Source organism: Sporosarcina sp. G11-34, assembly GCF_026931025.1.
The window spans coordinates 228448-252757 of record NZ_JAHNZW010000006.1 but is presented as its reverse complement, the minus strand read 5'-3'; the positions used below and the strand labels follow the sequence as shown (position 1 = coordinate 252757).

Here is a 24310-nt window from a genome sequence, read left to right as displayed (position 1 = left end):
ATAAAGTTGATGTGCAGATGACATACTGCAATAAATGGAGGGGATTATTATTCGAAGACTGGCATTACTTTTCGTAATTTCTATTTTATTGTCGGGCTGTTTCGGAGATGGCGATAAAATAGATTTTCGCATCCATAACAGTACGGATGAAGAAGAAAAAAATGCGGAAGGAATTTTTATGGATGATAATCGTCTGACAGATGTAGTTGCAATCTTTAATAAAAAAGATTTAATAGCAGGCGTATCAGTGAAGACTTTCCAAAGATTTAAAAAAGCTAAAATTGAAAAAGAACTTAAAGATGATCTAGAAAAAGTTTACCCGGAACTGGATATAGTCGTTTCGGCAGACAGCAAAATAGTTATGGAAATTAAAAAGATTTTAGAAATGAAAGATAAGAAGGATATCGGTGAAAAGGTGAAAAAATTAAAATCTCTTGTAAAGGAAGAGACCTAAATGAATGAAGAAAAATACGCGAAACTTGAAAAGGAAATGGCACCCAAAACCCCTTTAGCAAAAAATATTTTTTTTGCTTTTATTACCGGTGGAACCATTTGTCTAATCGGACAGTTTGTCACTTTTTTCTATATGAAGTTCTTTGATTTTACAGAGCGGACAGCAAGCAATCCAACTGTTGCAACAATGATTTTTTTTGCAATGCTCCTAACTGGGTTTGGAAAATACAAAAAAATTGCACAGTTTGGAGGGGCAGGAGCAGCAGTGCCGATTACGGGTTTTAGCAATGCAATCGTTTCCGCGGCAATTGAACATAAAAGTGAAGGATATGTACTTGGGGTGGGTGGCAATATATTTAAACTCGCAGGATCGGTTATTTTATTCGGCGTATTTTCGGCATTTGTAGTCGCACTTGTTAAAACAATTCTTGTGAAATTAGGTGTTGTGTCATGGTAGTAAAAGGACTTCTTAAATTCCCTTCAAACCCTTCGATTACTGCTACTGGTGTAACAGCCGGGCCACTTGAAAGAAAAAGTACGTTTGCGGAGCTATTTGACAAAGTATATGATGACGAACGATGCGAACTACCAACAAATGAGCAAGCTCATTCAAAAATGATGGAAGATGCCTGTACAATTGCATTAGATAAAATCAAAATTGCACCGGGCGATACAGACTTTTTACTTGTAGGTGACTTGGTTAATCAAATGACTCCTTCAAACTTTTGCGCCGCTACTTTACAAATACCTTTTCTAGGGATGTTTTCAGCATGTGCGACGTCCATCTCTACACTAATTACCGCGGCATTGTTAACGGAATTGGGCATGTCTGAATGTGCTCTTGCGGGAGCGTCGAGTCAACATAATTCGATTGAAAGACAGTTTCGGTATCCTGTGGAATACGGCTCCCAAAAGCCTGGAACTTCACAGTGGACCGTAACGGCGGCTGGAGTTGCTGCAGTAACTCCGTTTGAAAAAGGATTTCCAGCAATCATATGTGCTACTGTTGGTCGTGTGATTGATTTAGGCCTAACGGATCCACTTAATATGGGGGCGGCGATGGCACCGGCAGCTGCGGATACGTTACAAAGACATTTGGAAGGTCACGGCAAAAAGACGGCGGATTATGATGCAATAATTACGGGGGATTTAGGTAAAACTGGATTTGAAATGTATAAAACACTTGCCAAAAAAGAAGAGCTTAATGTGTGGAATAATTTTAGGGATGCCGGGTCGGAATTTTATGGAAGTGACCCTCTATTCATGTCGGGCGCAAGTGGGGCTGGCTGTTCTGCCGCGATGTACTACACGGATGTATACGCAAAGATGATGAAAGGTGAATACAATCGTGTGTTACTTATCGCAACCGGTGCTCTTCTGTCGCCATTATCATATCAACAGGGAGAAACGATTCCGTGCATAGCGCATGCAGTCGAATTAATGATGAAATGAGTGGACGCAATGGTTTCTATATTCATTACAGCTTTTATTGTAGGTGGACTTATATGCGTCATCGCCCAGCTATTATTTGACGTAGCGAAACTAACTCCAGCGCACACATTATGTACACTCGTTGTGACAGGTTCAGTGCTTGACGGGTTTGGGTTGTATGAACCGCTTATCGACTTTGCGGGTGCCGGTGCTACGATACCTATCACGTCATTTGGGAATGCATTGACACACGGAGCGATGGCAGAAGCCGAAAAACATGGTTTGATTGGCGTTCTTACGGGGATGTTTGAAGTAACAAGTTCTGGAATAAGTTCGGCAATTTTATTCGGTTTTATAGCGGCAATTATTTTTAAATCTAAAGGTAGCGTATGACTTCATCCAGCAGCAAACTTCAAAAATAATTGATTATAACGATAATATTATACAAATGCCCCCGTCCATTTACAAATCCGAGCATAGGATATGTAGAAGGAAGGGGGTATTATTATGTCTGGATTTGGATATGGTCCTCAAAGTTTCTGTAATCCATATGGCCCTTGTCAAGGTTTTGAAGAAGGGCGAGGGGGATCTTACGGTGGATCTACATTTGTGCTTATCGTTGTTCTCTTCATCTTGCTTATTATCGTAGGCCGAAGTTTTTGCTAAAGAAGGAGGGATAGTGGATGAATGATTCATTTTTCCGGAAAATCGAATCAAAAACAGGAGTGCCAATGGAAGAAGTGTTCGCTTTAGCAAATGCAATTCAATTTGCAGATTTTAGTGATGAAAGGCAAGTGCGAAAGATTATTCGTAACGTTGGCAAACTGGCGAATAAAAATGTACCACAAGCTACGGAAGATGAACTTGTGCGGTCAATTGTTTCAAACGGCAATGCGATGAATATTAAAGATATTCAAGATATGCTTGGACGTTGACTAACTATACTTTTTTTCTATACTAAAAAAGGGAAGTTCACAAAGCATATGACTGCTTGTGAACGACCCTTATTTACTTACAGATCTACTTTTTTTTCCATTGCCCGGTGAGGGATATCTGCATCCATGAACTCTGGAGAAGTAATGACATAGCCAAGTTTCTCATAGAATGGAACCGCATAGGATTGAGAATTTAAAACTATTTTTTGAAGTTTTTTCTCTTTAGCATGTGTTTCAAGTGCATTCATTACAAGGTTTCCAAGATGTCTTCCCCGATATTCAGGAAGGACACAAACCCGCTCAACTTTACCAGTTCCAACATCCGTTTCACGGAGTCGGCCTGCGCCTATGGGCATATTTTCGGTATAGACGATGAAATGTGAAGCCGTTTTGTCATGTTCGTCAAGTTCAAGACTAATCGGAACACCTTGTTCTTCAACGAATACTTTTTTGCGAATAGAAAAAGCATCTTCCAGTTCTTTCTCTGTCGTGGCGATTGTTACATGGAACAATGTTCAGTTACTTCCTTCAAGACGGAATGTTTCATAGACAGTCCATGATCCATCTTCTAATTGATAAACTAGGTGAAGACGATCAATCATTTCACTATGATTGACGCCAATCATCTTAAGTTGACCAATAATATCATCGTGTTCTCCGGAAGAAAGCTTTTGTGCGATTGTAATATGCGGTACGAATTGATATTCAGGTTTCGAACCAAAGAAATCATAGTTCAAATCTTTATGCAGATTTTCCAATTCGTCATTTAATGTCGCCTTGAAATAAATTGCATTCGTAATAGGTGCAAATGTACTGACCTTTGGCACAGCTAACTCAAATGGTCCGTGTTTTTTTGTTATCTCTTTAACCGCTTTTGCAACTTCTTCTACTTCTTTTTCATCGGCATCGAAAACACCTTTAACTGTTAAGTGTGGTGGAATAAGCGAGTAGTGTGGGTCATACCTTTTCCGATAACCATTTGCTAAATCCTGGAGTTCTTTAGATGGAAATGCTACAATTCCATATTTCATAATAAACTACCTCCCAATAAAGTTGAATTTACATAAGCGTGATAACTTCAATTATACCAGAATAGATAGTAAAGTGTCGGATTTCTTTACTTATTGCCCATAAATCATCGAAATAGCACGCCGAACGTCGGGCTGCCAATATTTCCAAGTATGATCACCATTGAATTCCTCATAGAAGTATCGAAACCCTTTGGATTTTATTAAATCTTTTAATGCGCGATTGGGCGTGAGAAAATCTTGCACGCCATCATTTTGTGTTGTTACTTCTGTTTCGCCTTGACCAATTACATGATAAATAGAAAAACGGGAAGGATCCTTTACATTTTCGACAGCTTCAAGAACAGCGTCGTCAACATATGGCGAATGTAATATAACTCTGCCGAATGTGTTCGGGTACTTGGATGCTGCCATGAGTGAAACAGTGGCGGCAAGTGAATCACCGATTAAGCCACGGCCATCGCCAACTTGGTATGTTGGGTAGTTTTCATCCATGTATGGAACGAGCTCGCGTGCAAGAAAGCGAAGATAAGCCTCGTAGCGGTCGCCATCGGGACGATATAATCGTCTGCGTTCACTAACGCTTTTATATGGCACTCCGACGACGATGACATTTTCAATTTCATGTGCGGCAACTAATTCATCAACGACCCGTCCAATTCGTCCATATTGAAAATAATCTTTGCCATCAGATGCAATGAGTATTGAAAACTTATATAACTCTGAGTAGTTATGTGGCAAATGGATGAGGAGCTGCATGTCCTCATCAAGTGCTTCACTATAAAATGTAACTTCTTCAATTTTTCCATATTTCATTTTTTAGCGCCTCCCCAATCTAGGTTGATAATTCAAAGTGTATCATATACACAATAACAGGTATAATGGTTATACTGCATTATGTTTACAAATTAAAAAGGGGTTGTTTTATTATGGGAGAAAAAGCAGAACCGGTTCATTCAAAAGTTGTAGCTGAAGCGACTAAAGAGGCGCTTTTACGTAGAGGAGTAACATTAATGGATGTGGCAGAGATTGTATATGAAATGCAATTGCCTTACAATCCGGGTCTTCAAATGGCTCACTGCCTTGAATCAGTAGAAGGCGTGCTTAGGAAACGTGAACTTCAACACGCAATTCTTGTCGGTATTGAACTTGACGAGTTGGCGGAACAAGGAAAACTATCCGAACCTCTTTTACAAATTGTTAGATCAGATGAAGGGTTATTTGGTGTAGATGAAACAATCGCACTCGGTGCTGTATTTACATACGGTTCCATCGCTGTTACAACATTTGGTCATTTAGACAAAAACAAAACCGGCATTATTAATGAACTCGATACGAAAAAAGGCGGTGCTGTTCATACATTCCTCGATGATCTTGTAGCAAGTATTGCAGCATCTGCATCTTCACGTATTGCGCACAGAACACGCGACCTTGCAGAGGCGGGAGAAACGTTTAAGGACATCTCACCAGACGATACGATGCCCGAAACGAAAATTAAAGGCGCGCTAAGTTAAAAAAATGAAAATAAAACCCACCTGCCAAATGGCAGGTGGGTTTTAAACTATTGTAACAGATAAATATTATTCGTATCTTAGCGCATCGATTGGGCTAAGTTTTGATGCTTTATTGGCAGGGAGAATCCCGAAAATAATACCGATAAATGCAGAAAAACCAAAACCGATGAGTACGATAAATGGACTAACAGTAGCAGGAATCGGTGATACTTGTGCAACAATAACTGTTGCAAGCACAGCTAAACCGATACCTATAAGTCCACCTAAAGAAGTTAATGTAACCGACTCAATTAAAAATTGAAGAAGTATTTTTCTTCTCGTTGCACCTAACGCTTTTCGAAGTCCTATTTCTCTCGTTCGTTCCGTGACAGATACAAGCATAATATTCATAACTCCAATACCACCAACTAAAAGTGAAATTCCAGCAATACTACTAATAAACAAAGTAATAATTGTTAAATACTGCTCATATTCTTCTTGCCAATCTCCCATGTCATAGGTCTTATACATGCCATCTTCAAGCTTCTTTATCTCTGTCAGTTTTTCCGCAGCCATGAACCCTGTCTCTGCAAGTGTTTCTGGATCCTGCGCAATTACGGAGATTTGTTGGATCTCACTTTGACCAAACATCATCGCTATAAGTGATCTTGGCATAAGTGACTCTCCATCCTCACCTCGGTACATTTCGGGAGTAGAGGATTCATAGACACCAACGATCTTATACGGATTATCATCGATTTCGACAATCTCACCAATGACTTGTTCTGTTTCCTTGAAAAGTTTTTTTCTAGCAACCGTGTCAATCATCACAACCCGGTTCATACTGTCAACGTCACGAATGTTAAGAGGACGTCCATCGACAATTTCAAGCTTTCCAGCGGTAAAATAATCAGGACCGACACCGGTTATTTGCATGTCGCTTTGTTTGTCGTTATTCACCATCATGCCCCAACCATTATTCGTACCGATTACAGATTTAATACCTGGTACTTCCTGAAGTGCCTCCAAGTCAGCACCCGTTAATTCTGGTTCGTACCACATCATTTCAGACCCATCCTCAGAAGGGAAGGGCTCATAAAAGAGTTCGATTACATTTTCATCCGTATTAAACATGTCTTCCGTCATTTGCTTTTTGGCACCTTCACCGATTGAAACGATAATAATAACAGCCGCGACACCGATAATAATCCCGAGCATCGTTAAAATAGAGCGTATTTTATGGTTCCAAATAGAGGATAGTGCAATTTTAAAACTTTCCAATATACTCATGACGTCTTCCTCCGGTCATCCGTAATGAGTCCATCTCGTAATGTAATAATTCGGTCTGTATATGCAGCAATCTCTTCTTCATGCGTGACGATAATAACTGTTTTACCTTCTTTATTGAGCTGAACAAGAACTTGCATAATTTGTTCGCTCGTTTTTGAATCCAAAGCACCGGTAGGTTCATCTGCTAAAATAATCGAAGGGTTATTAACAAGTGCACGAGCAATTGCGACACGTTGTTTCTGACCACCGGATAGCTGATTCGGTAAATAATTTACTCTCTCTTCCAGACCCACTTTAGTTAACATTTCTTGGGCTCTTTTTGCTCGCTCTTTTTTTGGAATACCTGCGTAAATTAACGGTGTTTCTACATTTTTAAGTGCCGTTAATCGAGGGAGTAAGAAAAATTGTTGAAATACGAATCCGATATGTTCGTTTCTTAAGTTTGCAAGCTGATTTTCTTTTACTAGTCCGACTTCATCGCCATTCAATTCAAATGTACCCGCAGTGGGCGTATCTAAAAACCCAATTATATTCATAAGTGTCGATTTACCAGATCCCGAAGGTCCCATAATTGCAACAAATTCTCCTGTTTCTATCGATAAGTCAATCCCGTGGAGGACCGGGACCTTTAGCGTTCCATTTCCATAAACTTTTGTAACTTTACTCAATTTCATCAAAGGAGACCACTTCCATTCCATCATGCATTCCTTCATCAGGAGCAATCACGACGAGTTCGCCCAGTTCGACACCCTCTGTAATTTCTATATATTCATCGTTCATAGCGCCTGTTTGAACTTCGCGCCTTTCAAGGAAGCCATCAACTAATACGAAAACAGCAGTTGAATCGCCTTCATCCAAAAGTGCCATATGAGGAACGACAAGCGATTTCTCATTACCACCTACGTTTATTTCCAATGAAACATGGAAACCTTGGCGTAATTCGGATGTATCATCTGTAATAGAAACTTTAAAAGGATACATTGTGACGTTACCACCACCGCCGCCGTAATCTTCTCCGCCTTCTTCATTTGGAAATTGGGAAACAGATTCAACAACACCGTTCCATTCTTTGTCCTTAAATACCTTTGGACGGATGACAACTGCTTGATCAGTTTGAATTTTCACCGTATCAAATTCACTCATTGTACCAATGACTTTGAACGGTCCGCTTGAAATGATGTGGATGGCGGGGTCAGTTGAGCCTGTTTCAGTTTTCGCTATATTTTGATCGACTTTTACAACAATACCGTCGATTTTACTTACAACGACCATTTCTTTTATAAGTGTATCTAGCTCATTAATTTGCTCTTGTGCAGATGTAATTTCAGACTTTGTACCTTCGTATTGAATTTCAAGTTGAACTTTTTCAGCAGCAAGTGCATTCACATCTGCTTGTGTTACTGAAGGCTCGACATAACCACTTTCATCCGGATCTTTCTTGACGCCTACTTTCTTTTTAGTTGCAGCAATTTGCTTCTCCATTGCCGCGATTTGACTTTGTTCGATTTTGGCTCTTTTTTGAATTAAATCTCTTTCACGAATCGCTTTACCATATTCTACTTTTAGTTTTGAAGAATCATATTCAAAGAGGACATCACCAGCAAGTACTTGCTGATTTTCGGTTACTTTATATTCGAGTACTTCTCCTTTTTCAGGTTCTAAAAAGACTTTTTGTTCTCCTTCTGGAACAATTTTACCTGTTACAAGAATCGACTCTGTTAATAATTCTTCAGACGCTTTTTGAACTAAAGTACTCATTTCACCTAATTCGTCGTCCATCATATGTACCTTTTTGTTGTTTAGTGACCAAATTATCGCTGCGGCTATACCTAAAACTACGAGTATTGCAATAACCCAAATCCAAACTTTTTTCTTCATTTTTTATCCTCCTGTTTTGGAACAATCCAATTTCTTATGTATACATACATAGCGCGACTGGAAAATACCAAGTCTTATAATATTAAGTAGTACATTGTTTTTAACGTTTACGAGCTGGATAAAGTTTCATAACTTCAAAATATATAGTTATTGACAAGCGAATTTTCCTGTGAAACGGTTTTGTTGTTCTTTAACGATTAAGTATTGTATGAATCACTCCCCTTACTTAAATTTCAAACTATAGCTTTATTATAATGAATCTTCTACCAGATTTGGGGATTTATTTGAAAAAATTCAGAAATAAGTTCATTTTTTGTCACTTTTTTGCACATTACTCACTATATACGTGAATAAGTGGCGAATAACTTTTTGATATCGCGCACTAATTCCAGTGGGGGGCGAAAAAATGGAGATTAAAAAAGAGTATATTCCAAAGGGGAGAAAGAACCGACCAGGATATGCCATGAAACCAAGTTATATTACAATCCATAATACGGGGAATTCAAGTAAAGGCGCAAATGCAGAAATGCATGGAAGGTATGTTAAAAATCCGACAACAGCCGAAAGTTGGCATTACACGGTAGATGATCAAGGGATTATTTATCAGCATTTGCCTACGACTGAAAATGGCTGGCATGCTGGGGATGGTACGAATGGGGTGGGCAATCGTCGAAGTATCGGTATTGAAATTTGTGATTATGAAGGTATCGATGAAAATAAAGCGAATGCCAATGCGATATGGCTCGTAAATAAGTTAATGAAAGAACATGGTATTTCAATTGGAAATGTTGTACCTCATAAAAACTGGTCTGGAAAAAATTGTCCTCGTAAACTATTGCCGATTTGGTCTGAGTTTATTTCGGAGATAAAAAATAAACAGGGAGGTCAAGGAGAAGAGAAAAAACCTTCAGTTTTCAAAGTGTTGAAATATGGAGATAGGGGTCCTGAAGTGTATGCAATGCAACAGGCTTTGGCACAAAAATACTTTTATCCTGAAAAAGGAGCTCCAAATCATGGTGTCGATGGTCTGTTCGGACTGAAGACACAAAATGCAGTTAGACGATTTCAAATGGTGTATACGCCTCGAGAAGTCGATGGAATATACGGACCAAAAACGAGGGCGGCACTTGAAAAGTTATGAAAATAAATAAGAAGAACTGTTAAGAACTCATCCAAAGGATACAAAAACACCAGGTGGGCTAATGGAATCATTTAGTCGTTAGTTAGAAACCATAGGAACTACTACTAGGCAATTCTGATAACATACCTTCGGACGAATTTTCGAATAAACTGTATTTTATACAAAACTCCCGTTCCTATTCTAGTAAACTCGTGGTAAATTATAGTAGTCCAATTTTTTAATAATTGGGAATAATGAACGAGGGGGAAATGTGATTTGAAAAATAATAATTTCACTAAGTTTTTTAGTGCATTTTTGACCTTCTTAATGGTTTTCTCATTACTAATGCCTTACACGGCATCGGCTAATGTAGAAGGGGAAAAACCATTCAAGCCAGAACAACAAAATGAAAACATTTTGCAGCAAAAAGCTGCAATTGCTGAACAATTACATGTGTTAGAAGGCGATTCAAGGCTACACAAAGATTTGCAAGGGCTAACTGGGGACGAAGAAGTATCTGTTATTGTTCATTTATCCGAAAAACCAGTTGCCCTCGAACAGGGGATTAAAGAATTAGCCGGGAAAACGTTCACCGCTGCAGATGCAACTACGGTGAAAAAGAAAGTAAAGTCGCAGCAAACATTTTTGAAAAAAGAAATGCAAATTAAAAATATCAAATTCAACGAAAAGTTTGCCTATAATACAGTACTTAATGGTTTTTCTGCAACTGTAAAAGCAGATGACCTAGAAAGACTACTAGAACTTTCAGGAGTTACATTAGTCGAGCCGGACGCTGAAGTATATGCATACGAAGCACGAGTTTCAAATGAAACAGTCGAGGCGACTATGGAAACTAGTATTTCGTTTCTAGGGATTGAAAAGTTATGGGCTGAAAATATTAAAGGACAAGGGATCAAAGTGGCTGTCCTTGACACGGGGATTGACAAAGATCATCCCGACTTTGCTGGTATTTATAAAGGCGGGAAGAACTTCATTCCGAATTCATCGGTATACACGAGAACACGCGCAGATGATGATGCTTCGGAAACATCACCAGTAGAACGTCCGGCTGGTACACCAGAGTTTAATGCGAATGGAAGCGCTTTTTATACTTCTCACGGTACACATGTAGCAGGTACAATTGCTGCGATTGGAGCAAATCTATACAATGTTAAAGGGATTGCGCCAGAAGTGGATCTTTACGCTTACCGTGTACTTGGAGCCTATGGAAGTGGATCTACATCCGGTATCATTGCGGCGATTGAAGAAGCAGTTATTAATGAAGTGGATGTTATCAATCTGTCGCTTGGTGGAGGAGCGAACTCTGAAACGGACGGTGGATCATTTGCTATTAATAATGCGATGATGGCCGGAACCATTTCAGTCATTGCGACAGGCAACTCGGGTCCGAATCGGGGAACGATGGGTACACCAGCAACTGCACGTCTTGGAATTGCAGTGGGTAATACAACAAATCCAGAAGCGAATTTTGATAGTAATGTTAATGTAACCGTTGGAGATTATCAATTATCAAAAACAGTAAATCTAATGGGAACGACATTCGGAAAAGATTTACCAGCGCAATTGTCAGGCGAGTATGAACTTGTAGCTGTACCTGGAAATGGTGAAAAAGCAGATTATAACCATTTAGATGTAAACGGAAAAGTGGTACTTGTCTCGCGTGGTGAAATTGCATTCGTCGACAAAATTGAATTTGCTAAAGAGGCAGGTGCAATAGCCATACTAATCCACAATTTCGCCGGTGGAACGAATGCGCCAAGTGCTTCCGGTACATTCCTTGGTGATGCATTTGAATTCATACCGGCATACGATTTGTCTCAAACAGACGGGGATGCAATTCGTGCTGCTCTTAATAATGGAGAAGGAACAGTATCTTTCACTAATTTCAATAAAACAATGACAATCGGAGATGATGTAAACGATTCAAGTTCACGTGGACCGTCTACTCCTAACTTTGATATCAAACCAGATGTAAGTGCACCTGGAACGAATATCATGTCCACAATTCCGATGTACAAAGCAGACTTTCCAGAAGCAAGTTACGAACAAGCTTTTACACGAAAAACAGGCACATCAATGGCAACACCGCATATCGCGGGTATTGCAGCACTTGTTAAACAAGCAAATCCAGACTGGAATGCTTTTGACGTGAAAGTCGCGTTATCGAACACTGCTAAAGTTTTAAACACGGATACGTATGATGTAATGGCACAAGGTGCAGGACGTGTAGATGCTTTTGCAGCAGCATATCCGAATGTACTCGCTTACGCAATAGATGAAGCAGTACTGGATAATAGTGGGGAAGTTGTGGAGAATATTAAAGGGACTGTGACATTTGGTCCGCAATCACTCGAAGAAGGTAATCTTTCAGTTACAAAAGGAATTCTAGTGAAAGATATTAATGGGAGCGGCGGGGATTTCAATGTGACCGTCGATGTTACGAAAGCATACAAAGACGCAAAAGTGACGGTCGACAAATCATCCTTCACGTTGAATGGTGAGCAATTATTGACAGTTACACTTACTGCCTCAAGAGAAGAAAAAGCAAAAGCGGGTTCAGAAATACTAGGATACATCAAGATTAATGGCAAAGAAACTGCAATTTCGTTGCCATTCGCGGCTGATTTCGCTGGAGCAGCGGCAGTAGAATTTAAAGATTTTGAAATTACGGAAACAGATTTGTCATTTGATGGCGACGGCGTACAAGACGAAGCAACGCTTTCCTTCACAGTAACAGGCGATTTGGGACTTAACTTCCTTGAAATTTGGGATATTATGGACCCGGATGGCGGATCATACGGGGACGGTTACATCGGTTATCTACATGCTGCCGAGGAGCTACCCGCTGGATCTTACCAGTTGGGAGTGAAAGGGCAATATAGACCGTGGGCTTCCGGTGCACAACCAACAACAATTCCGGATGGCCTTTACACAATTGACTTCGCCGGAGAAACAGTTTCAGGATCACCCCCAGTAGTAGGGGGCTATGTTGGCCCGGTAGTCGTGAAAACTACGAAACCCGAAATAAGTGGTTTGGTTACGGAGGGACAAGCAACAGGTCAAGTGACAGATAAATATTTAGAGTATAATGCGGAACTTACGAACTATGGTCTTAACTTTGATTTGAATGAAAAACTAAAAGCCTTTTATGTAGTTACGAAAAACGATATCGCGGGACAACCTATCTCATTCAAATTAGCGCAAGATGGTTCATTCACATTCCCTATTTCAGCATTTGATGAAGAAACGGATACAGTGACAGTTCTCATTCAAGATGCTGCCGGAAATAAAGGTGAACAAGTGATTCACGTTGGAGAAATAGTTGAAAAGGATCTAGTCGAGTATTCTATCGATAAAAATAGCCTTTCACTTCAAACTGGCGATAAAGAAAGTTTAAAAGTAACAGAAACGACAACAAAACCGGATGGTACAATTGAAGAAAAAGACGTTACGTTGGAAGCAGAATTTACATCTGCTGATGAATTAGTTGCAACAGTAGCAAATGGTACTGTTACAGCAATTGCCGCGGGGACAACCGAAATCGCGGTAAGTTACAAAGAATTCGCCGCCATTGTTGCAGTTGAAGTGGCAGCAAAACCGGCACAAGATGAAGTTACTTATTCTGTCAGTAAAACGAATCTTACAATTGGTGTTGGCCAGCAAGAACAACTCTTCGTTACACAAACTATAACGAAAGCTGATGGCACAGTTGTTGAAAAAGATGTCACAGGAACAGCAAGCTATAACGTTGTCAATAATAAAGTTGCAACAATTCACAAAGGGCTTATTACGGCAGTCGCACCAGGTAAAACGCAAGCCCGTGTCATGATTCCAGGACAAGAGACTATTTATGTTTATCTTGAAGTGACGCAAGCTCCGCAGGATATGGTCACTTATTCGGTAAGTAAGAAAAATTTAACACTTGGTGTTGGCCAATCTGAACAGTTTTATGTCACGGAAACAACGACTAAGCCAGACGGTACAATCATTGAAAAAGATGTCACGGGAAATGGTAGCTACAACGCTGTCAATAACAAAGTTGTGACAGTTAAAAAAGGTCTTGTTACAGCGCATGCAGCCGGTAAAACGCAAGTGCGTGTAATGATACCAAATCAAGAAACAATCTTTGTATACGTTGAAGTTATGGAACTTCCGCAAGACATCGTCACATACACTGTGAACGAAACAAATGTGAAGATGGACATTGGCGAACAAGTGCAGTTGAAAGTAACTGAAACGACGCTGACGCCAGAAGGAAAAACAACAACTAAAGATACGACTGCAAAAGCGACATTCAAGGTGATTAACAATAAAATTGCGACCGTTCAAAAAGGTCTCGTTACTGCACATGCGTCAGGCAAAACGCAAGTATGGGTTACGATTCCAAATCAAGATTCAATTCTTGTGTATCTTGATGTAAAAGAAGTAGCGCAAGAACAAAAGTATACCGTTTCCGATATGGAAATCGCGGATCAAGTGAACACTAAGAAATTGAAGGAAATCTCTGTCGAAGTACCCGAAAACGATGAAGAAATCGTGATTGAATTTAACCCTCAAATTATGAAAATGATCGAAAAGTCCAAGAAGGACCTCATTCTTACTCGGGGTAAAAAGACGTTTAGATTCTCTGGAAAAGCTATTAAGGGATTGATTCAAGAAGCCGGCAATGGTGTTACAGTGACGTTAAGTAAAACTTCGGTACAATCAATCGATAAAGCTGTATCGGAAAACTTCGTACTCGGTCTCGCCAGTGGTACGGGTGATGAAAAAGTTTCGCTTGATACATTTAACGAGTCTATCGAAATTATACTTCCGATAGATCTGTCTAAAGTGAAAAAGACAAATAAGCTAGCTGTTCTTGACCTTAATGTGAATAAAACATTAAAAGCGAAATACAAAAAAGACGGACTTGAATTTACAGCGAACGGTGCTGGTAGCTTCGTAGTGATTAACGACTAAGCAAACAAAGATGGCTCTGGAATCCCAGGGCCGTTTTTGTTTGTAATAAGTATCTTGAACGTTCTGCCAGATTGTTGATAACTTTATAGTTAATTTAATTTAATTGGGGGGAATTCAAATGGATATTTCATTGGGCAAAGTATTAGTGGGACTACCTAAAATAATCGGTCAAAAAGATGCAGTACATCCGATGGATCGCGAGTGGGAAAGTGCAATTTTCAAAGAACTTATTGAAGAAGCAGTTTGGGTGGGAACAACAAAGTTGGATGGGGACGGCCAAGCAGATTTGAAAAATCATGGCGGACCAGAGAAAGCTGTGTTTGCCTATCCGTCAGAGCATTATACTTTTTGGTGTGAAGAGTACGGGATTACAGATATGAAGCAAGGCGGTGTGGGAGAGAACTTTTCGATGATAAATGTCACGGAAAAGGATATTGCGATTGGCGATACATTTGAAGTCGGAGGTGCAATCGTACAAGTTTCACAGCCGAGGCAACCGTGTTGGAAACCCGCACGCCGTTTCAAAATTAAAAATCTTGCACTTTTAATTGAAGATACGGGAAGGACTGGCTGGTATTTTCGCGTATTACAAGAAGGGTTTGTTGAGGAGGGGCAAAAATTTAAGTTGATAGATCGTCCCGTCCCCGAATGGACAATTGAAAAATGTAATCGTGTAATGCATATCGAAAAAGAAGATTTGGAGAAATCCGCCAATCTTGCCAAGTGTGAGTGGTTAGCTACCAATTGGAAAAGAACGTTGACGAATCGGGTTGAGAAAGGTGAACATCCCCAACTAAGTAAAAGAGTTTTCGGGCCAAACGAATAAAAAGTTATTTCAAATCGATATCAAATAGAAACTTTAACCGCCATAAAAAAAATTAGATGGGATGAAAGGAAACAAGAAGTCGCGGTTTGCGGCAAGTGGACGGAATGAAATCTGTGCAGCCCAACCAATCTGACGTGAAAGTGAAATTACTTTTTTAGTTCGTGCGACGCGCTGTTCTTCATAATGTTTTAGCGCGTGTTCAATAGTTTCCATATTTCCAATAGCATTGCCAAGCACGAGGGCATCTTCAATTGCTTGTCCGGCCCCTTGCCCCATATTAGGCGTAGTCGCGTGTGCAGCGTCGCCAAGTAAAACTACACGGCCGTACACAAATCGACGAAGTGGCTTAATATCCTGTATGTCATGATGAAGAATTTGTTCTTGATTGGTGTCACGAATTAAAGAAGGAACAAACTCCGGAAAATCTGAAAATAAATTGGCTAGTTCGTTCCGCTTTAATTGTTTGAAAAAAGCATCACGTTCTTTTACTTTCACGCATGCAAACCAATAGACATCCCCATTTTTTAAAGGCGCATATCCAAAGCGTCCATCTGTCGACCAAATCTCGCTTGATGTATGCGCGTGAACACGGTTCCTATTTTCTGTAATCCCTCTCCAACAAGTATAGCCCGCATATCTTGGCGCGGAATCGGGGACTAATTTTTTTCTGATCGGTGAATGGATGCCATCAGCCGCGATTAATAAATCAGCTGTTACTTGCTTTTCATCTTCAAAATATGCAGTTATATAGGTTTCTTTTTCTTGTATATCGATGCATTTTTTGTTATACGTAACCGTTCCAGACTGGAGGGATTCCACCACCAATAATCGCTATTTTCATCCCTGACACACCCTTTATTTTTCATGTTGTGATTATTGTAGCATTATATATGTTGAACTTATGATTTCTACATAATCCCCTAGCGCCGAGGGGGAGAGAGAAGGATTCTTTAGTTCGGCTTATATATACTTGCGCCCTGGGGATAGTTCGTCCAATCACTTTGTGAACCCGTCCATATAATAAGAAGAAGTCCGGCCGACTTAAAAGTGGTGAAGGGGGGAAAATATATGTGTTTTGAAGATGAACGACGGAGACGTCAAGTAGAGTTGATTTGCGAATGTCGGGAAGTACGATCGAACCGTGATAATAGAGACTTTTGTAATCGTAATCGCAGAGATGAATCCAGATGTCGATGCAATAGGTGTAACCGCAGACGAAATAACTTCTGTTGGTAAATGAATTGAAACGTAGCGAATAAAATAATATTTGCAGTTGCGTTTATAAAAAAGTGACCATTACTTCAAGTAGTGGTCACTTTTCATTTTACTACAAACTATGCTCATTTAAGTTCGGTGGATATCATAGTTAAAAATAAAAAAACACCACCTCCGAAGAGATGGTGTTTTGGAGAAGACCGCGTTCCGACGGTCTTCCTAAGGGTTTGGCACCCAATGGTCCCGATAGGGCTCGAACCTACGACTTCCACCTTGTCGAGGTGGCGCTCTCCCAGCTGAGCTACGGAACCGTTATTTTTGGAAGTGCATCTGTTTACTGCACAAGTTCTATTATAGCAAGCCTGAAAAAGAAGTCAACCCTTTTCGACAAACTCTTTTTTGGTAGTCAATTGAACAAAAATAAACAGGCCCGCGGTGAATTTAATAGGATTCTTTATTTAAACATATATCGCAATATCAAAAACAGCTATCCCACTCAATTTATTGGAATAGCCGTTTTTTATTAGTTTACACTAGTGGAGCTGTTCATCTTCAATTTCGTCCCTTGTGAAATAGAGGAAATTCTCTTCTTCCAGTTCAGCGAAGCGTTCTCTATTAATACCTAGGGCAAGATTGCCTTCGAAAATAGTTTCCCACCAAGTTTCAGTTGTTGTCATTGCATTTCCTCCTCGATTATCTATATTGTTAGAACTTTGTGTACCCTTAAAGTGATATAATACAAACGTGAAAAGAATGGAAGAACTAAGCTTCATATATCCATGTCTTAAGCAGTTAGAAGTCTATCAAAAGGGGCGATCTACATGGAAAAAGTTACATTTGCAATTGTAGGGACAGGAATTGTTGGCGAAAGAATTATTAACCAATTAGTAAGCAATGAGTCTGCAACGATTATTGCATTATTCGATGAAAACAAAACGCGACTTTCCGAAATGGCGAATACATATGGGCTAATTGCGGCATCCTCTTATGAAGAAATATTATCATTGAAGCCGGACTGGGTGTATATTGGCACACCGCCAGTTTCCCATGCGGTACTTAGCGAAAAGGCAATCGCGGCGGGATTAAATGTACTTTGTGAGAAACCGCTTGCACATGATGCGCTTGATGGTGAAGTTATGGCGAAAGCAGCTGTAGAGAGCGATGTTCATACAGCAATGCATTTTCCTTTAATGTACAAGCCGTCTGTTAGACATATGATGCATCTTGTGGAAGAAGGTGTTATTGGCGACGTTGTCCGTATCGAACTGTGTACATACTTTCCACACTGGCCACGTCTATGGCAACAAAACCCTTGGATTGGGTCACGTGAGCAAGGCGGCTTTACACGGGAGGTGTTCCCGCATTATTTTCAACTTATGTACAGAATGTTCGGTGAAATTTCAATTACGGACCATGAAACCGTCTATCCTAAAAATGAGTTACTTGCTGAAACAGGTGTCCTTGCAATTGGGAAGACAGAAAAACAGATTCCAGTATTATTAAATGGGCTCACGGGCATTGGACAAAAAGAAGAGCTCTCATACACAGTATATGGAACTGGAGGCGTTTTAAAACTGCGCAATTGGTCGGAACTTAGCATAGCCCAAAAAGACAGTCCTTTTGAAACATTGACTTCTTTCGAAACAGTAAAAACGCTTGTCGATGAGTGCGTGTTGGCAACTCAAAAAGAGGAAGCATTGCTAGTACCGTTTGCGGAAGGGCTTAAAGTTCAGAAATTAATCGATCATCTTTTAGCGTAATATGATGCTGTCGTTTGCATCATATTCACATTCTATCTATCATTAAGGGAATAACAGAATGGAGGGAACGTATTGAATTTCACAGCAAATGATGTTGAAACAATGATTACTTCCCAGCGAACGTTTTATTACAAAGGAAACACAAGGAGTGTAGCGTTTCGTAAAGAAATGCTTTTGAAGTTGAGAGCTACCATCATCGAAAATGAAGAGGCGATTATGAAGGCTCTTTATGGTGACTTAAGAAAAAGTTCATTTGAATCGTATGTCACCGAAATAGGTTTTGTCCTTGCAAGTATTTCAGACATGGTAAAAAACTTGGACAATTGGATGAAGCCAGAAACGGTAAAGACTCCAGTCCATTTACAGCCAGCGAAGAGTTTCGTTGTACGGGAGCCTTATGGGTCGGTGCTTATTATTGGACCGTTTAACTATCCCTTTCAGCTCGTTATGGAACCGCTTATCGGTGCGATTGCAGGTGGTAACTGTGCAATAGTAAAACCTTCGGAGACATCACTTCATACGGCACAAATTATTAAAAAATTACTCACGGAAACATTTCCACCAGAATATATTCGAGTCGTTGAAGGTGAGCGCGAAGAAACGTCGGCTCTTATTCATGCATCATTTGACTATATCTTTTTCACCGGGAGTATAGAAGTAGGGAAAGTAGTAATGAAGGCGGCTTCCGAAAGGCTTACGCCAATTACGCTTGAGCTTGGTGGGAAAAGTCCAGCAATTGTAGACCAAACCGCGGACCTGAAAAAAGCCGCGGAGCGCATTGTATGGGGGAAATTCGTTAACACGGGCCAGACATGTGTCGCACCTGATTATCTTCTTGTCCATCATTCCATCCAAGATGAATTTGTGCGAGAAGTAATTACAGTCATTCATAAATTTTACGGAGATGATGCGTCAAAAAGCTCCGATTATGGAAGGATTATTAATGAAGGTCATTTTGATCGTTTAGTAAATCTAATAAGGGAAGAACGTTCGCAAATTATTTACGGTGGCAATGTGAACCGTAAGGATTTGTATATTGAACCGACGCTGTTGGATGGGGTTTGGTGGAATAGCTTTTCGATGAAAGATGAAATATTTGGGCCTATACTACCTATTATTACGTATGATAATTTGGGCGAGGTTATTCACCAGCTACGCAAGTTTTCAAAGCCGTTGGCGGCATATATGTTTACTGAAAACGAAAAAGCCGCAGATTATTTTATAGGAAGTTTTCCGTTTGGCGGGGGATGTATTAATGATACAATTTCACATGTTGGAAATACGAATTTGCCATTTGGCGGGGTAGGCTCATCAGGCATGAATGCCTATCATGGCAAGGCTAGTTTTGATACGTTTACACACGCAAAATCATTAATGAAGAGAGATACTAAAGTACCAATGCGCCTTGCATTTCCACCGTATGGCAATAAATTAAAATTCATAAAGCCGCTCCTGCGATAATGGAAGCGGTTTGTTTTCTTGGAAAGGGGAAGAGAACATGACAAAAATATTTGATGAAAAATGGACACTTGATTTACTGAAGCGATTAGTGGAAACACCGAGTCCATCAGGTTATACAACTAAAGTGATGGATTTAATAGGAAGGGAACTAGCACTGCTTACTATACCTTTCATAAAGACAAATAAAGGTGCAATTATTGCAACGATCAAGGGGACAAATAATGCTCGTCATCGCCTGCTAACCGCGCATACGGATACACTTGGTGCAATGGTAAAAGAAGTGAAAAGTGATGGTCGATTGAAACTTACGAATATTGGTGGGTTTAACTGGGATGCAGTTGAAGGGGAATATTGCCACATACATACAGCATCGGGAAAAGATGTTCGGGGCACGATTCTAATGCACCAAACAACAGTGCATGTATATAAAGATGCGAGTAGTGCAAAAAGAAGTGCGGAGAATATTGAAGTCCGTATTGACGAGAAAGTATTGACCTCAGATGATACGCGGGAACTTGGTATTGAAGTTGGGGATTTTGTGTCTTTTGATCCTCGGTTTGAAGCGCTCGAAAATGGATTTGTTAAATCCCGTCATTTAGATGATAAGGCAAGTACCGCATTATTATTGGAATTGATACGCTCACTAAAGGAAAAAGGAACTGAATTACCCCACACGACACATTTTTACATTTCTAATAATGAAGAAATTGGTTATGGTGGAAACTCTAATATTCCTGAAGAAACGGTTGAATATATAGCGGTTGATATGGGGGCAATTGGAGATGGACAAACTTCCGATGAATATACGGTATCTGTTTGTGCAAAAGATTCAAGTGGTCCGTATCATTATGAATTGACACAACATTTAGTAGGACTATGTAAAAAAGAAAAGATTCCATTTAAGTTGGATATTTATCCGTATTACGGGTCAGATGCATCTGCGGCGATTCGGGCTGGCTTTGATGTGAAACATGCGTTGTTTGGGCCGGGAATTGAATCATCACATGCCCTTGAGCGCACACATGTTGAGTCATTAAAAGCGACTGCGGAGTTGCTTTACACTTATGTAACTTCGGATATGATAAAATAAAAATAATGCTTTTGTTTAAATACTTTATTTCAGCCTATAAAGAACTTTTGAGGTATGATATAAATTAATGATTTTTTTGAGGAGTGTTACGGCGATGGATATGCATACATTGATAAATGCGCTAACAGTAGAAGAAATTAAAGAAGATAAAAAAGTCGAGATTACGGGGCTTTCGTATGATTCACGTAAAGTTGAATCGGGTCATCTGTTTGTTTGTGTAAAAGGATTTAAAGTAGATGGTCATGAATTTGCTAGACAAGCAGTAAAACAGGGTGCGGTTGCACTCGTTGTTGAAAATTTTGTAAATGATATAGAAGTGCCGCAAATTCGTGTTGCGGACAGCCGAATTGCTCTTGCCGCATTAGCGGATGCGTTTTACGGGCATCCGACAAAAAAGTTAAAAATAATTGGAATAACCGCTACGAATGGAAAGACATCTACTGCGTTTATGACGAACGCAATATTGGAAAACCACGGATATAAAACAGGGTTAATGGGAACGATTGTCGTCAAAATCGGTGATTATGCGGAACCTTCGGATTTAACGACGCCCGAATCTCTTGATCTTCACCGCTTTTTCAAACAAATGGTTGATGAAGATGTGACACATGCAACAATGGAAGTGTCTTCATCTGCACTTGAGCTAAACCGTATTGGTAGCGTCGATTTTGATATTGTCACTTTGAATAACATCAGCCGCGAGCACATTGATTTACACGAGTCGTTTGAAAATTATTTAGAATTTAAAACAAGTCATATTCGCAAAGCGAACAAAGATCAGATAGCTGTCCTGAACTTGGATGATGACTATTCGGCGGCGCTTGTTGACCATACCGAGGCAAAAGTTGTGACGATTGGTGTTGAACGTCAAGACGCTGATATACGTTGTACGTCACTTGATTTGTCAACAGGGCGTGCTACTTTCACGGTTGAAATTCCAGAAGACTTACATGTGAATGGGGTTCATATTCCAAAACAGCAATTCACTATTAACTTGGCAACGCCTGGATTCCATTCCGTTTATAATTCGATGGTAAGTATTGGGATTGGATTATTATGTGGTGTGTCTGTCGAAACGATTCAAGAAAGCTTAGCTGAGTTCGTTGGTGTAGAACGTCGTTTTGAAATTATTTTTGAAGAGGATTTTAAAATTATAGATGATCACTTCGCAAATAGTGGAAACATCGACGTAACACTTGGAACGTTGGAAAAAATGGATTATCGTAAATTGAAGTTAATATACGCAATTCGCGGTGACCGAGGCGTTACGGTGAATAAAGAAAACGCGGAAACGATTGCAAAATGGGCTTCCAAATTAGGATTCCATGAGGTCATTGCAACTCGAAGTATTTCCCATGTAACGGAGAAAGACTTCGTCCATGATAAAGAAGTAGCAGTATTTCTAAAAGTTATGGAAGAAGCGGGTATCCAAGTGGAATTGTATGACGAGTTACCTGATGCGATTCTCGATGGATTGAAACAAGCCGAGCAGGATGATATTGTGCTTCTTGCTGGTTGTCAAGGCATGGATTACGGCGCGAAAGTGGCGCTCGAACAATTACAAGTGTTAAGACCCGAGCTCGATCAAGATAAATTACTTCAACCTTTGAAAAAAAGAGTTGCTGGAAACGCATAAGTGAATAGACCATCTCTGAATTCATGGAGATGGTTTTTCTATTTCAATAAGAAATTTCTTGAAATCTGAGTGGGTTGTAACTATGATAAGAAAAGCAGGACAGAAGGAGATTAATTACTATGGACAACCCTATAAATGAAGAAATTGCGGCACGGCGCACATTTGCGATTATTTCTCACCCCGATGCGGGGAAAACAACGATTACGGAAAAGCTTCTATATTTCGGTGGTGCAATTCGAGATGCAGGAACAGTTAAAGGAAGAAAGTCGGGAAAATTTGCGACGTCGGACTGGATGGAAATCGAGAAACAGCGCGGAATCTCAGTTACATCATCCGTTATGCAATTCGAATATGATGGAAAACAAGTAAATATTCTTGATACGCCTGGACATGAAGACTTCAGTGAGGATACGTACCGCACGTTAATGGCTGTAGATGCAGCTGTCATGATGGTAGACGTAGGTAGAGGAATTGAACCGCAGACCATTAAGTTATTCAAAGTATGTAAAATGCGTGGAATTCCTATATTTACGTTCATTAACAAAATGGATCGACAAGGAAAAGAACCATTAGATTTAATGGAAGAGCTTGAAGAAGTACTTGGTATCGAATCATATGCAATGAATTGGCCTATAGGTATGGGAAAAGAATTTCTTGGTATTTACGACCGCTTCAACAATCGTATTGAACAAGTCCGGGTTGAAGACGAAAATCGTTTTCTTGCGCTCGACGAAGACGGAAGTTTAGCCGAACCTCATCCAATGGAAGAAACTTCATATTATAAACAAGCGCTTGAAGATGTTCTCCTGTTAAACGAAGCAGGCAATGATTTCGATGTCAATCGAATTGCAAAAGGCGATTTAACTCCTGTGTTTTTTGGTAGTGCGTTGACAAACTTTGGTGTGCAAACATTTTTAGAAACATTTTTGCAATTTGCACCGTCACCACAATCACGTATGACAAAAGCGAAAGAAGAAATCGATCCGTATTCGAAAGAGTTTTCTGGGTTCATTTTCAAAATACAGGCGAATATGAATCCAGCACACCGTGACCGGATTGCTTTTGTTCGAATTGTTTCTGGGGCTTTTGAACGTGGAATGACGGTTACTGTACCGCGAATTGCGCGAACGTTTAAGCTGACGCAAACGACACAATTCCTTGCAGATTCTCGGGAAACTGTAGACGAAGCAGTTGCTGGCGATATTATTGGATTGCATGATACGGGGAATTACCAAATTGGTGACACTGTTATTGGCGGAAAATCAAACTTTGAATTCGATGCGTTGCCTGTGTTTACCCCCGAATTATTTGTTCGGGTGACAGCGAAGAACGTTATGAAATCGAAACATTTTCATAAAGGGATTTTGCAACTTGTGCAAGAAGGTGCGATTCAATATTACCGAACGCTTCATACGGAAGAAGTATTGCTTGGTGCAGTCGGTCAACTTCAATTTGAAGTGTTCGAACATCGGATGAAAAACGAATACAACGTAGAAGTTCGAATGGAACACCTTGGTTCGAAAGTCGCTCGTTGGATTGAAAACGAAGCCGATGTAAAAGAATCAATGGCTGGTCAACGTGCAATGCTCGTAAAAGACAGGTACGAGAAACTCGTATTTTTGTTTGAAAACGATTTTGCAATGCGTTGGTTCAATGATAAACATTCAGACATTAAATTGTACAACCTCTTGTAAAATGTTCTCGGTAGGACGAA

23 protein-coding genes and 1 tRNA gene are annotated in these 24310 nt (G+C 39.9%); 15 read left to right on the top strand and 9 right to left on the bottom strand.

Going from position 1 to position 24310, the window contains the following annotated elements; all coding sequences use genetic code 11:
- Positions 1 to 34: 34 nt before the first annotated feature.
- The 6 genes from KSU66_RS10815 (at position 35) to KSU66_RS10790 (ending at position 2819) form a co-directional block, all read left to right on the top strand.
- The gene (locus KSU66_RS10815) at positions 35 to 454 is read left to right on the top strand and encodes a hypothetical protein (RefSeq protein ID WP_269051458.1); all 420 of its coding nucleotides are present in this window, start codon (positions 35 to 37) and stop codon (positions 452 to 454) included.
- On the top strand, positions 455 to 910 hold the full coding sequence (gene spoVAC, locus KSU66_RS10810) for a stage V sporulation protein AC (protein ID WP_269051457.1): 456 nt from the start codon (positions 455 to 457) through the stop codon (positions 908 to 910).
- Complete coding sequence (locus KSU66_RS10805) at positions 904 to 1905, top strand: stage V sporulation protein AD (protein ID WP_269051456.1); 1002 nt, start codon at positions 904 to 906, stop codon at positions 1903 to 1905. The genes spoVAC and KSU66_RS10805 overlap by 7 nt, the downstream gene beginning before the upstream one ends.
- A gap of 9 nt (positions 1906 to 1914) precedes the next feature.
- Positions 1915 to 2277 carry a stage V sporulation protein AE gene (gene spoVAE, locus KSU66_RS10800; RefSeq protein WP_269051513.1) on the top strand — a complete coding sequence of 121 codons (363 nt, stop codon included), beginning with the start codon at positions 1915 to 1917 and terminating at the stop codon, positions 2275 to 2277.
- 114 nt (positions 2278 to 2391) lie between these two features.
- On the top strand, positions 2392 to 2550 hold the full coding sequence (locus KSU66_RS10795; RefSeq protein ID WP_269051455.1) for a YjcZ family sporulation protein: 159 nt from the start codon (positions 2392 to 2394) through the stop codon (positions 2548 to 2550).
- 17 nt (positions 2551 to 2567) lie between these two features.
- On the top strand, positions 2568 to 2819 hold the full coding sequence (locus KSU66_RS10790; RefSeq protein WP_269051454.1) for a stage VI sporulation protein F: 252 nt from the start codon (positions 2568 to 2570) through the stop codon (positions 2817 to 2819).
- Positions 2820 to 2896: 77 nt separating this feature from the next.
- Here KSU66_RS10790 and KSU66_RS10785 read toward each other — a convergent pair whose 3' ends face one another.
- From KSU66_RS10785 to KSU66_RS10775, 3 genes are all read right to left on the bottom strand, one after another.
- Positions 2897 to 3331 carry a GNAT family N-acetyltransferase gene (locus KSU66_RS10785; protein ID WP_269051453.1) on the bottom strand — a complete coding sequence of 145 codons (435 nt, stop codon included), beginning with the start codon at positions 3329 to 3331 and terminating at the stop codon, positions 2897 to 2899.
- Between the two features lie 3 nt (positions 3332 to 3334).
- On the bottom strand, positions 3335 to 3850 hold the full coding sequence (locus KSU66_RS10780) for a YjcG family protein (protein WP_269051452.1): 516 nt from the start codon (positions 3848 to 3850) through the stop codon (positions 3335 to 3337).
- A 90-nt stretch (positions 3851 to 3940) separates the two neighbouring features.
- A complete protein-coding gene (locus KSU66_RS10775; protein ID WP_269051451.1) occupies positions 3941 to 4663 on the bottom strand; it encodes an alpha/beta hydrolase in 723 nt (240 codons plus the stop codon).
- Between the two features lie 113 nt (positions 4664 to 4776).
- On the opposite strand from KSU66_RS10775, the gene KSU66_RS10770 reads away from it, so the two are divergent.
- Positions 4777 to 5361, top strand: a complete 585-nt coding sequence (locus tag KSU66_RS10770; protein ID WP_269051450.1) for a phosphatidylglycerophosphatase A family protein — start codon at positions 4777 to 4779, stop codon at positions 5359 to 5361.
- A gap of 66 nt (positions 5362 to 5427) precedes the next feature.
- Here KSU66_RS10770 and KSU66_RS10765 read toward each other — a convergent pair whose 3' ends face one another.
- From KSU66_RS10765 to KSU66_RS10755, 3 genes are read right to left on the bottom strand one after another with little or no spacing between them, the layout of a single operon-like run.
- Positions 5428 to 6630 carry an ABC transporter permease gene (locus KSU66_RS10765; protein ID WP_269051449.1) on the bottom strand — a complete coding sequence of 401 codons (1203 nt, stop codon included), beginning with the start codon at positions 6628 to 6630 and terminating at the stop codon, positions 5428 to 5430.
- The gene (locus KSU66_RS10760; protein WP_269051512.1) at positions 6627 to 7307 is read right to left on the bottom strand and encodes an ABC transporter ATP-binding protein; all 681 of its coding nucleotides are present in this window, start codon (positions 7305 to 7307) and stop codon (positions 6627 to 6629) included. The genes KSU66_RS10765 and KSU66_RS10760 overlap by 4 nt, the downstream gene beginning before the upstream one ends.
- On the bottom strand, positions 7291 to 8508 hold the full coding sequence (locus tag KSU66_RS10755; protein WP_269051448.1) for an efflux RND transporter periplasmic adaptor subunit: 1218 nt from the start codon (positions 8506 to 8508) through the stop codon (positions 7291 to 7293). Before KSU66_RS10755 ends, KSU66_RS10760 begins: the two co-directional genes overlap by 17 nt.
- A gap of 406 nt (positions 8509 to 8914) precedes the next feature.
- On the opposite strand from KSU66_RS10755, the gene KSU66_RS10750 reads away from it, so the two are divergent.
- From KSU66_RS10750 to KSU66_RS10740, 3 genes are all read left to right on the top strand, one after another.
- Positions 8915 to 9649 carry a peptidoglycan recognition protein family protein gene (locus KSU66_RS10750; RefSeq protein WP_269051447.1) on the top strand — a complete coding sequence of 245 codons (735 nt, stop codon included), beginning with the start codon at positions 8915 to 8917 and terminating at the stop codon, positions 9647 to 9649.
- 255 nt (positions 9650 to 9904) lie between these two features.
- Complete coding sequence (locus KSU66_RS10745) at positions 9905 to 14608, top strand: S8 family serine peptidase (RefSeq protein ID WP_269051446.1); 4704 nt, start codon at positions 9905 to 9907, stop codon at positions 14606 to 14608.
- Positions 14609 to 14726: 118 nt separating this feature from the next.
- Positions 14727 to 15434: an MOSC domain-containing protein gene (locus KSU66_RS10740; protein WP_269051445.1), complete on the top strand. Its 708-nt coding sequence runs from the start codon at positions 14727 to 14729 to the stop codon at positions 15432 to 15434.
- Between the two features lie 33 nt (positions 15435 to 15467).
- Here the strand turns inward: KSU66_RS10740 and KSU66_RS10735 are convergent, their stop codons facing one another.
- The 3 genes from KSU66_RS10735 to KSU66_RS10725 form a co-directional block, all read right to left on the bottom strand.
- Positions 15468 to 16256 carry an FAD-dependent monooxygenase gene (locus tag KSU66_RS10735; protein WP_269051511.1) on the bottom strand — a complete coding sequence of 263 codons (789 nt, stop codon included), beginning with the start codon at positions 16254 to 16256 and terminating at the stop codon, positions 15468 to 15470.
- Between the two features lie 631 nt (positions 16257 to 16887).
- Positions 16888 to 16960, bottom strand: a tRNA-Val gene (locus KSU66_RS10730).
- Positions 16961 to 17182: 222 nt separating this feature from the next.
- Positions 17183 to 17326, bottom strand: a complete 144-nt coding sequence (locus tag KSU66_RS10725; RefSeq protein WP_269051444.1) for a hypothetical protein — start codon at positions 17324 to 17326, stop codon at positions 17183 to 17185.
- A gap of 144 nt (positions 17327 to 17470) precedes the next feature.
- Here KSU66_RS10725 and KSU66_RS10720 point away from each other — a divergent pair, with 144 nt between their 5' ends.
- The 5 genes from KSU66_RS10720 (at position 17471) to KSU66_RS10700 (ending at position 24290) form a co-directional block, all read left to right on the top strand.
- Positions 17471 to 18409: a Gfo/Idh/MocA family protein gene (locus KSU66_RS10720; RefSeq protein WP_269051443.1), complete on the top strand. Its 939-nt coding sequence runs from the start codon at positions 17471 to 17473 to the stop codon at positions 18407 to 18409.
- 72 nt (positions 18410 to 18481) lie between these two features.
- The gene (locus tag KSU66_RS10715) at positions 18482 to 19870 is read left to right on the top strand and encodes an aldehyde dehydrogenase (protein ID WP_269051442.1); all 1389 of its coding nucleotides are present in this window, start codon (positions 18482 to 18484) and stop codon (positions 19868 to 19870) included.
- A 37-nt stretch (positions 19871 to 19907) separates the two neighbouring features.
- Complete coding sequence (locus KSU66_RS10710) at positions 19908 to 20960, top strand: M42 family metallopeptidase (RefSeq protein ID WP_269051441.1); 1053 nt, start codon at positions 19908 to 19910, stop codon at positions 20958 to 20960.
- A 94-nt stretch (positions 20961 to 21054) separates the two neighbouring features.
- Complete coding sequence (locus KSU66_RS10705; protein ID WP_269051440.1) at positions 21055 to 22596, top strand: Mur ligase family protein; 1542 nt, start codon at positions 21055 to 21057, stop codon at positions 22594 to 22596.
- Between the two features lie 119 nt (positions 22597 to 22715).
- Positions 22716 to 24290 (top strand): peptide chain release factor 3, encoded by a 1575-nt coding sequence (locus KSU66_RS10700; RefSeq protein ID WP_269051439.1) that lies wholly within the window; start codon positions 22716 to 22718, stop codon positions 24288 to 24290.
- The last annotated feature ends 20 nt before the right edge of the window (positions 24291 to 24310 follow it).

What these genes read in the sequence shown, in the direction of transcription:
- KSU66_RS10815 (WP_269051458.1), top strand. Translation starts at nt 35, where the DNA reads ATGGAGGGGATTATTATTCGAAGACTGGCATTACTTTTCGTAATTTCT.
- KSU66_RS10700 (WP_269051439.1), top strand. Translation starts at nt 22,716, where the DNA reads ATGGACAACCCTATAAATGAAGAAATTGCGGCACGGCGCACATTTGCG.
- KSU66_RS10720 (WP_269051443.1), top strand. Translation starts at nt 17,471, where the DNA reads ATGGAAAAAGTTACATTTGCAATTGTAGGGACAGGAATTGTTGGCGAA.
- KSU66_RS10765 (WP_269051449.1), bottom strand. Translation starts at nt 6,630, where the DNA reads ATGAGTATATTGGAAAGTTTTAAAATTGCACTATCCTCTATTTGGAAC.
- KSU66_RS10790 (WP_269051454.1), top strand. Translation starts at nt 2,568, where the DNA reads ATGAATGATTCATTTTTCCGGAAAATCGAATCAAAAACAGGAGTGCCA.
- KSU66_RS10725 (WP_269051444.1), bottom strand. Translation starts at nt 17,326, where the DNA reads ATGACAACAACTGAAACTTGGTGGGAAACTATTTTCGAAGGCAATCTT.
- KSU66_RS10755 (WP_269051448.1), bottom strand. Translation starts at nt 8,508, where the DNA reads ATGAAGAAAAAAGTTTGGATTTGGGTTATTGCAATACTCGTAGTTTTA.
- spoVAC (WP_269051457.1), top strand. Translation starts at nt 455, where the DNA reads ATGAATGAAGAAAAATACGCGAAACTTGAAAAGGAAATGGCACCCAAA.
- KSU66_RS10770 (WP_269051450.1), top strand. Translation starts at nt 4,777, where the DNA reads ATGGGAGAAAAAGCAGAACCGGTTCATTCAAAAGTTGTAGCTGAAGCG.
- KSU66_RS10710 (WP_269051441.1), top strand. Translation starts at nt 19,908, where the DNA reads ATGACAAAAATATTTGATGAAAAATGGACACTTGATTTACTGAAGCGA.
- KSU66_RS10805 (WP_269051456.1), top strand. Translation starts at nt 904, where the DNA reads ATGGTAGTAAAAGGACTTCTTAAATTCCCTTCAAACCCTTCGATTACT.
- KSU66_RS10780 (WP_269051452.1), bottom strand. Translation starts at nt 3,850, where the DNA reads ATGAAATATGGAATTGTAGCATTTCCATCTAAAGAACTCCAGGATTTA.
- KSU66_RS10775 (WP_269051451.1), bottom strand. Translation starts at nt 4,663, where the DNA reads ATGAAATATGGAAAAATTGAAGAAGTTACATTTTATAGTGAAGCACTT.
- spoVAE (WP_269051513.1), top strand. Translation starts at nt 1,915, where the DNA reads ATGGTTTCTATATTCATTACAGCTTTTATTGTAGGTGGACTTATATGC.
- KSU66_RS10795 (WP_269051455.1), top strand. Translation starts at nt 2,392, where the DNA reads ATGTCTGGATTTGGATATGGTCCTCAAAGTTTCTGTAATCCATATGGC.
- KSU66_RS10705 (WP_269051440.1), top strand. Translation starts at nt 21,055, where the DNA reads ATGGATATGCATACATTGATAAATGCGCTAACAGTAGAAGAAATTAAA.
- KSU66_RS10750 (WP_269051447.1), top strand. Translation starts at nt 8,915, where the DNA reads ATGGAGATTAAAAAAGAGTATATTCCAAAGGGGAGAAAGAACCGACCA.
- KSU66_RS10740 (WP_269051445.1), top strand. Translation starts at nt 14,727, where the DNA reads ATGGATATTTCATTGGGCAAAGTATTAGTGGGACTACCTAAAATAATC.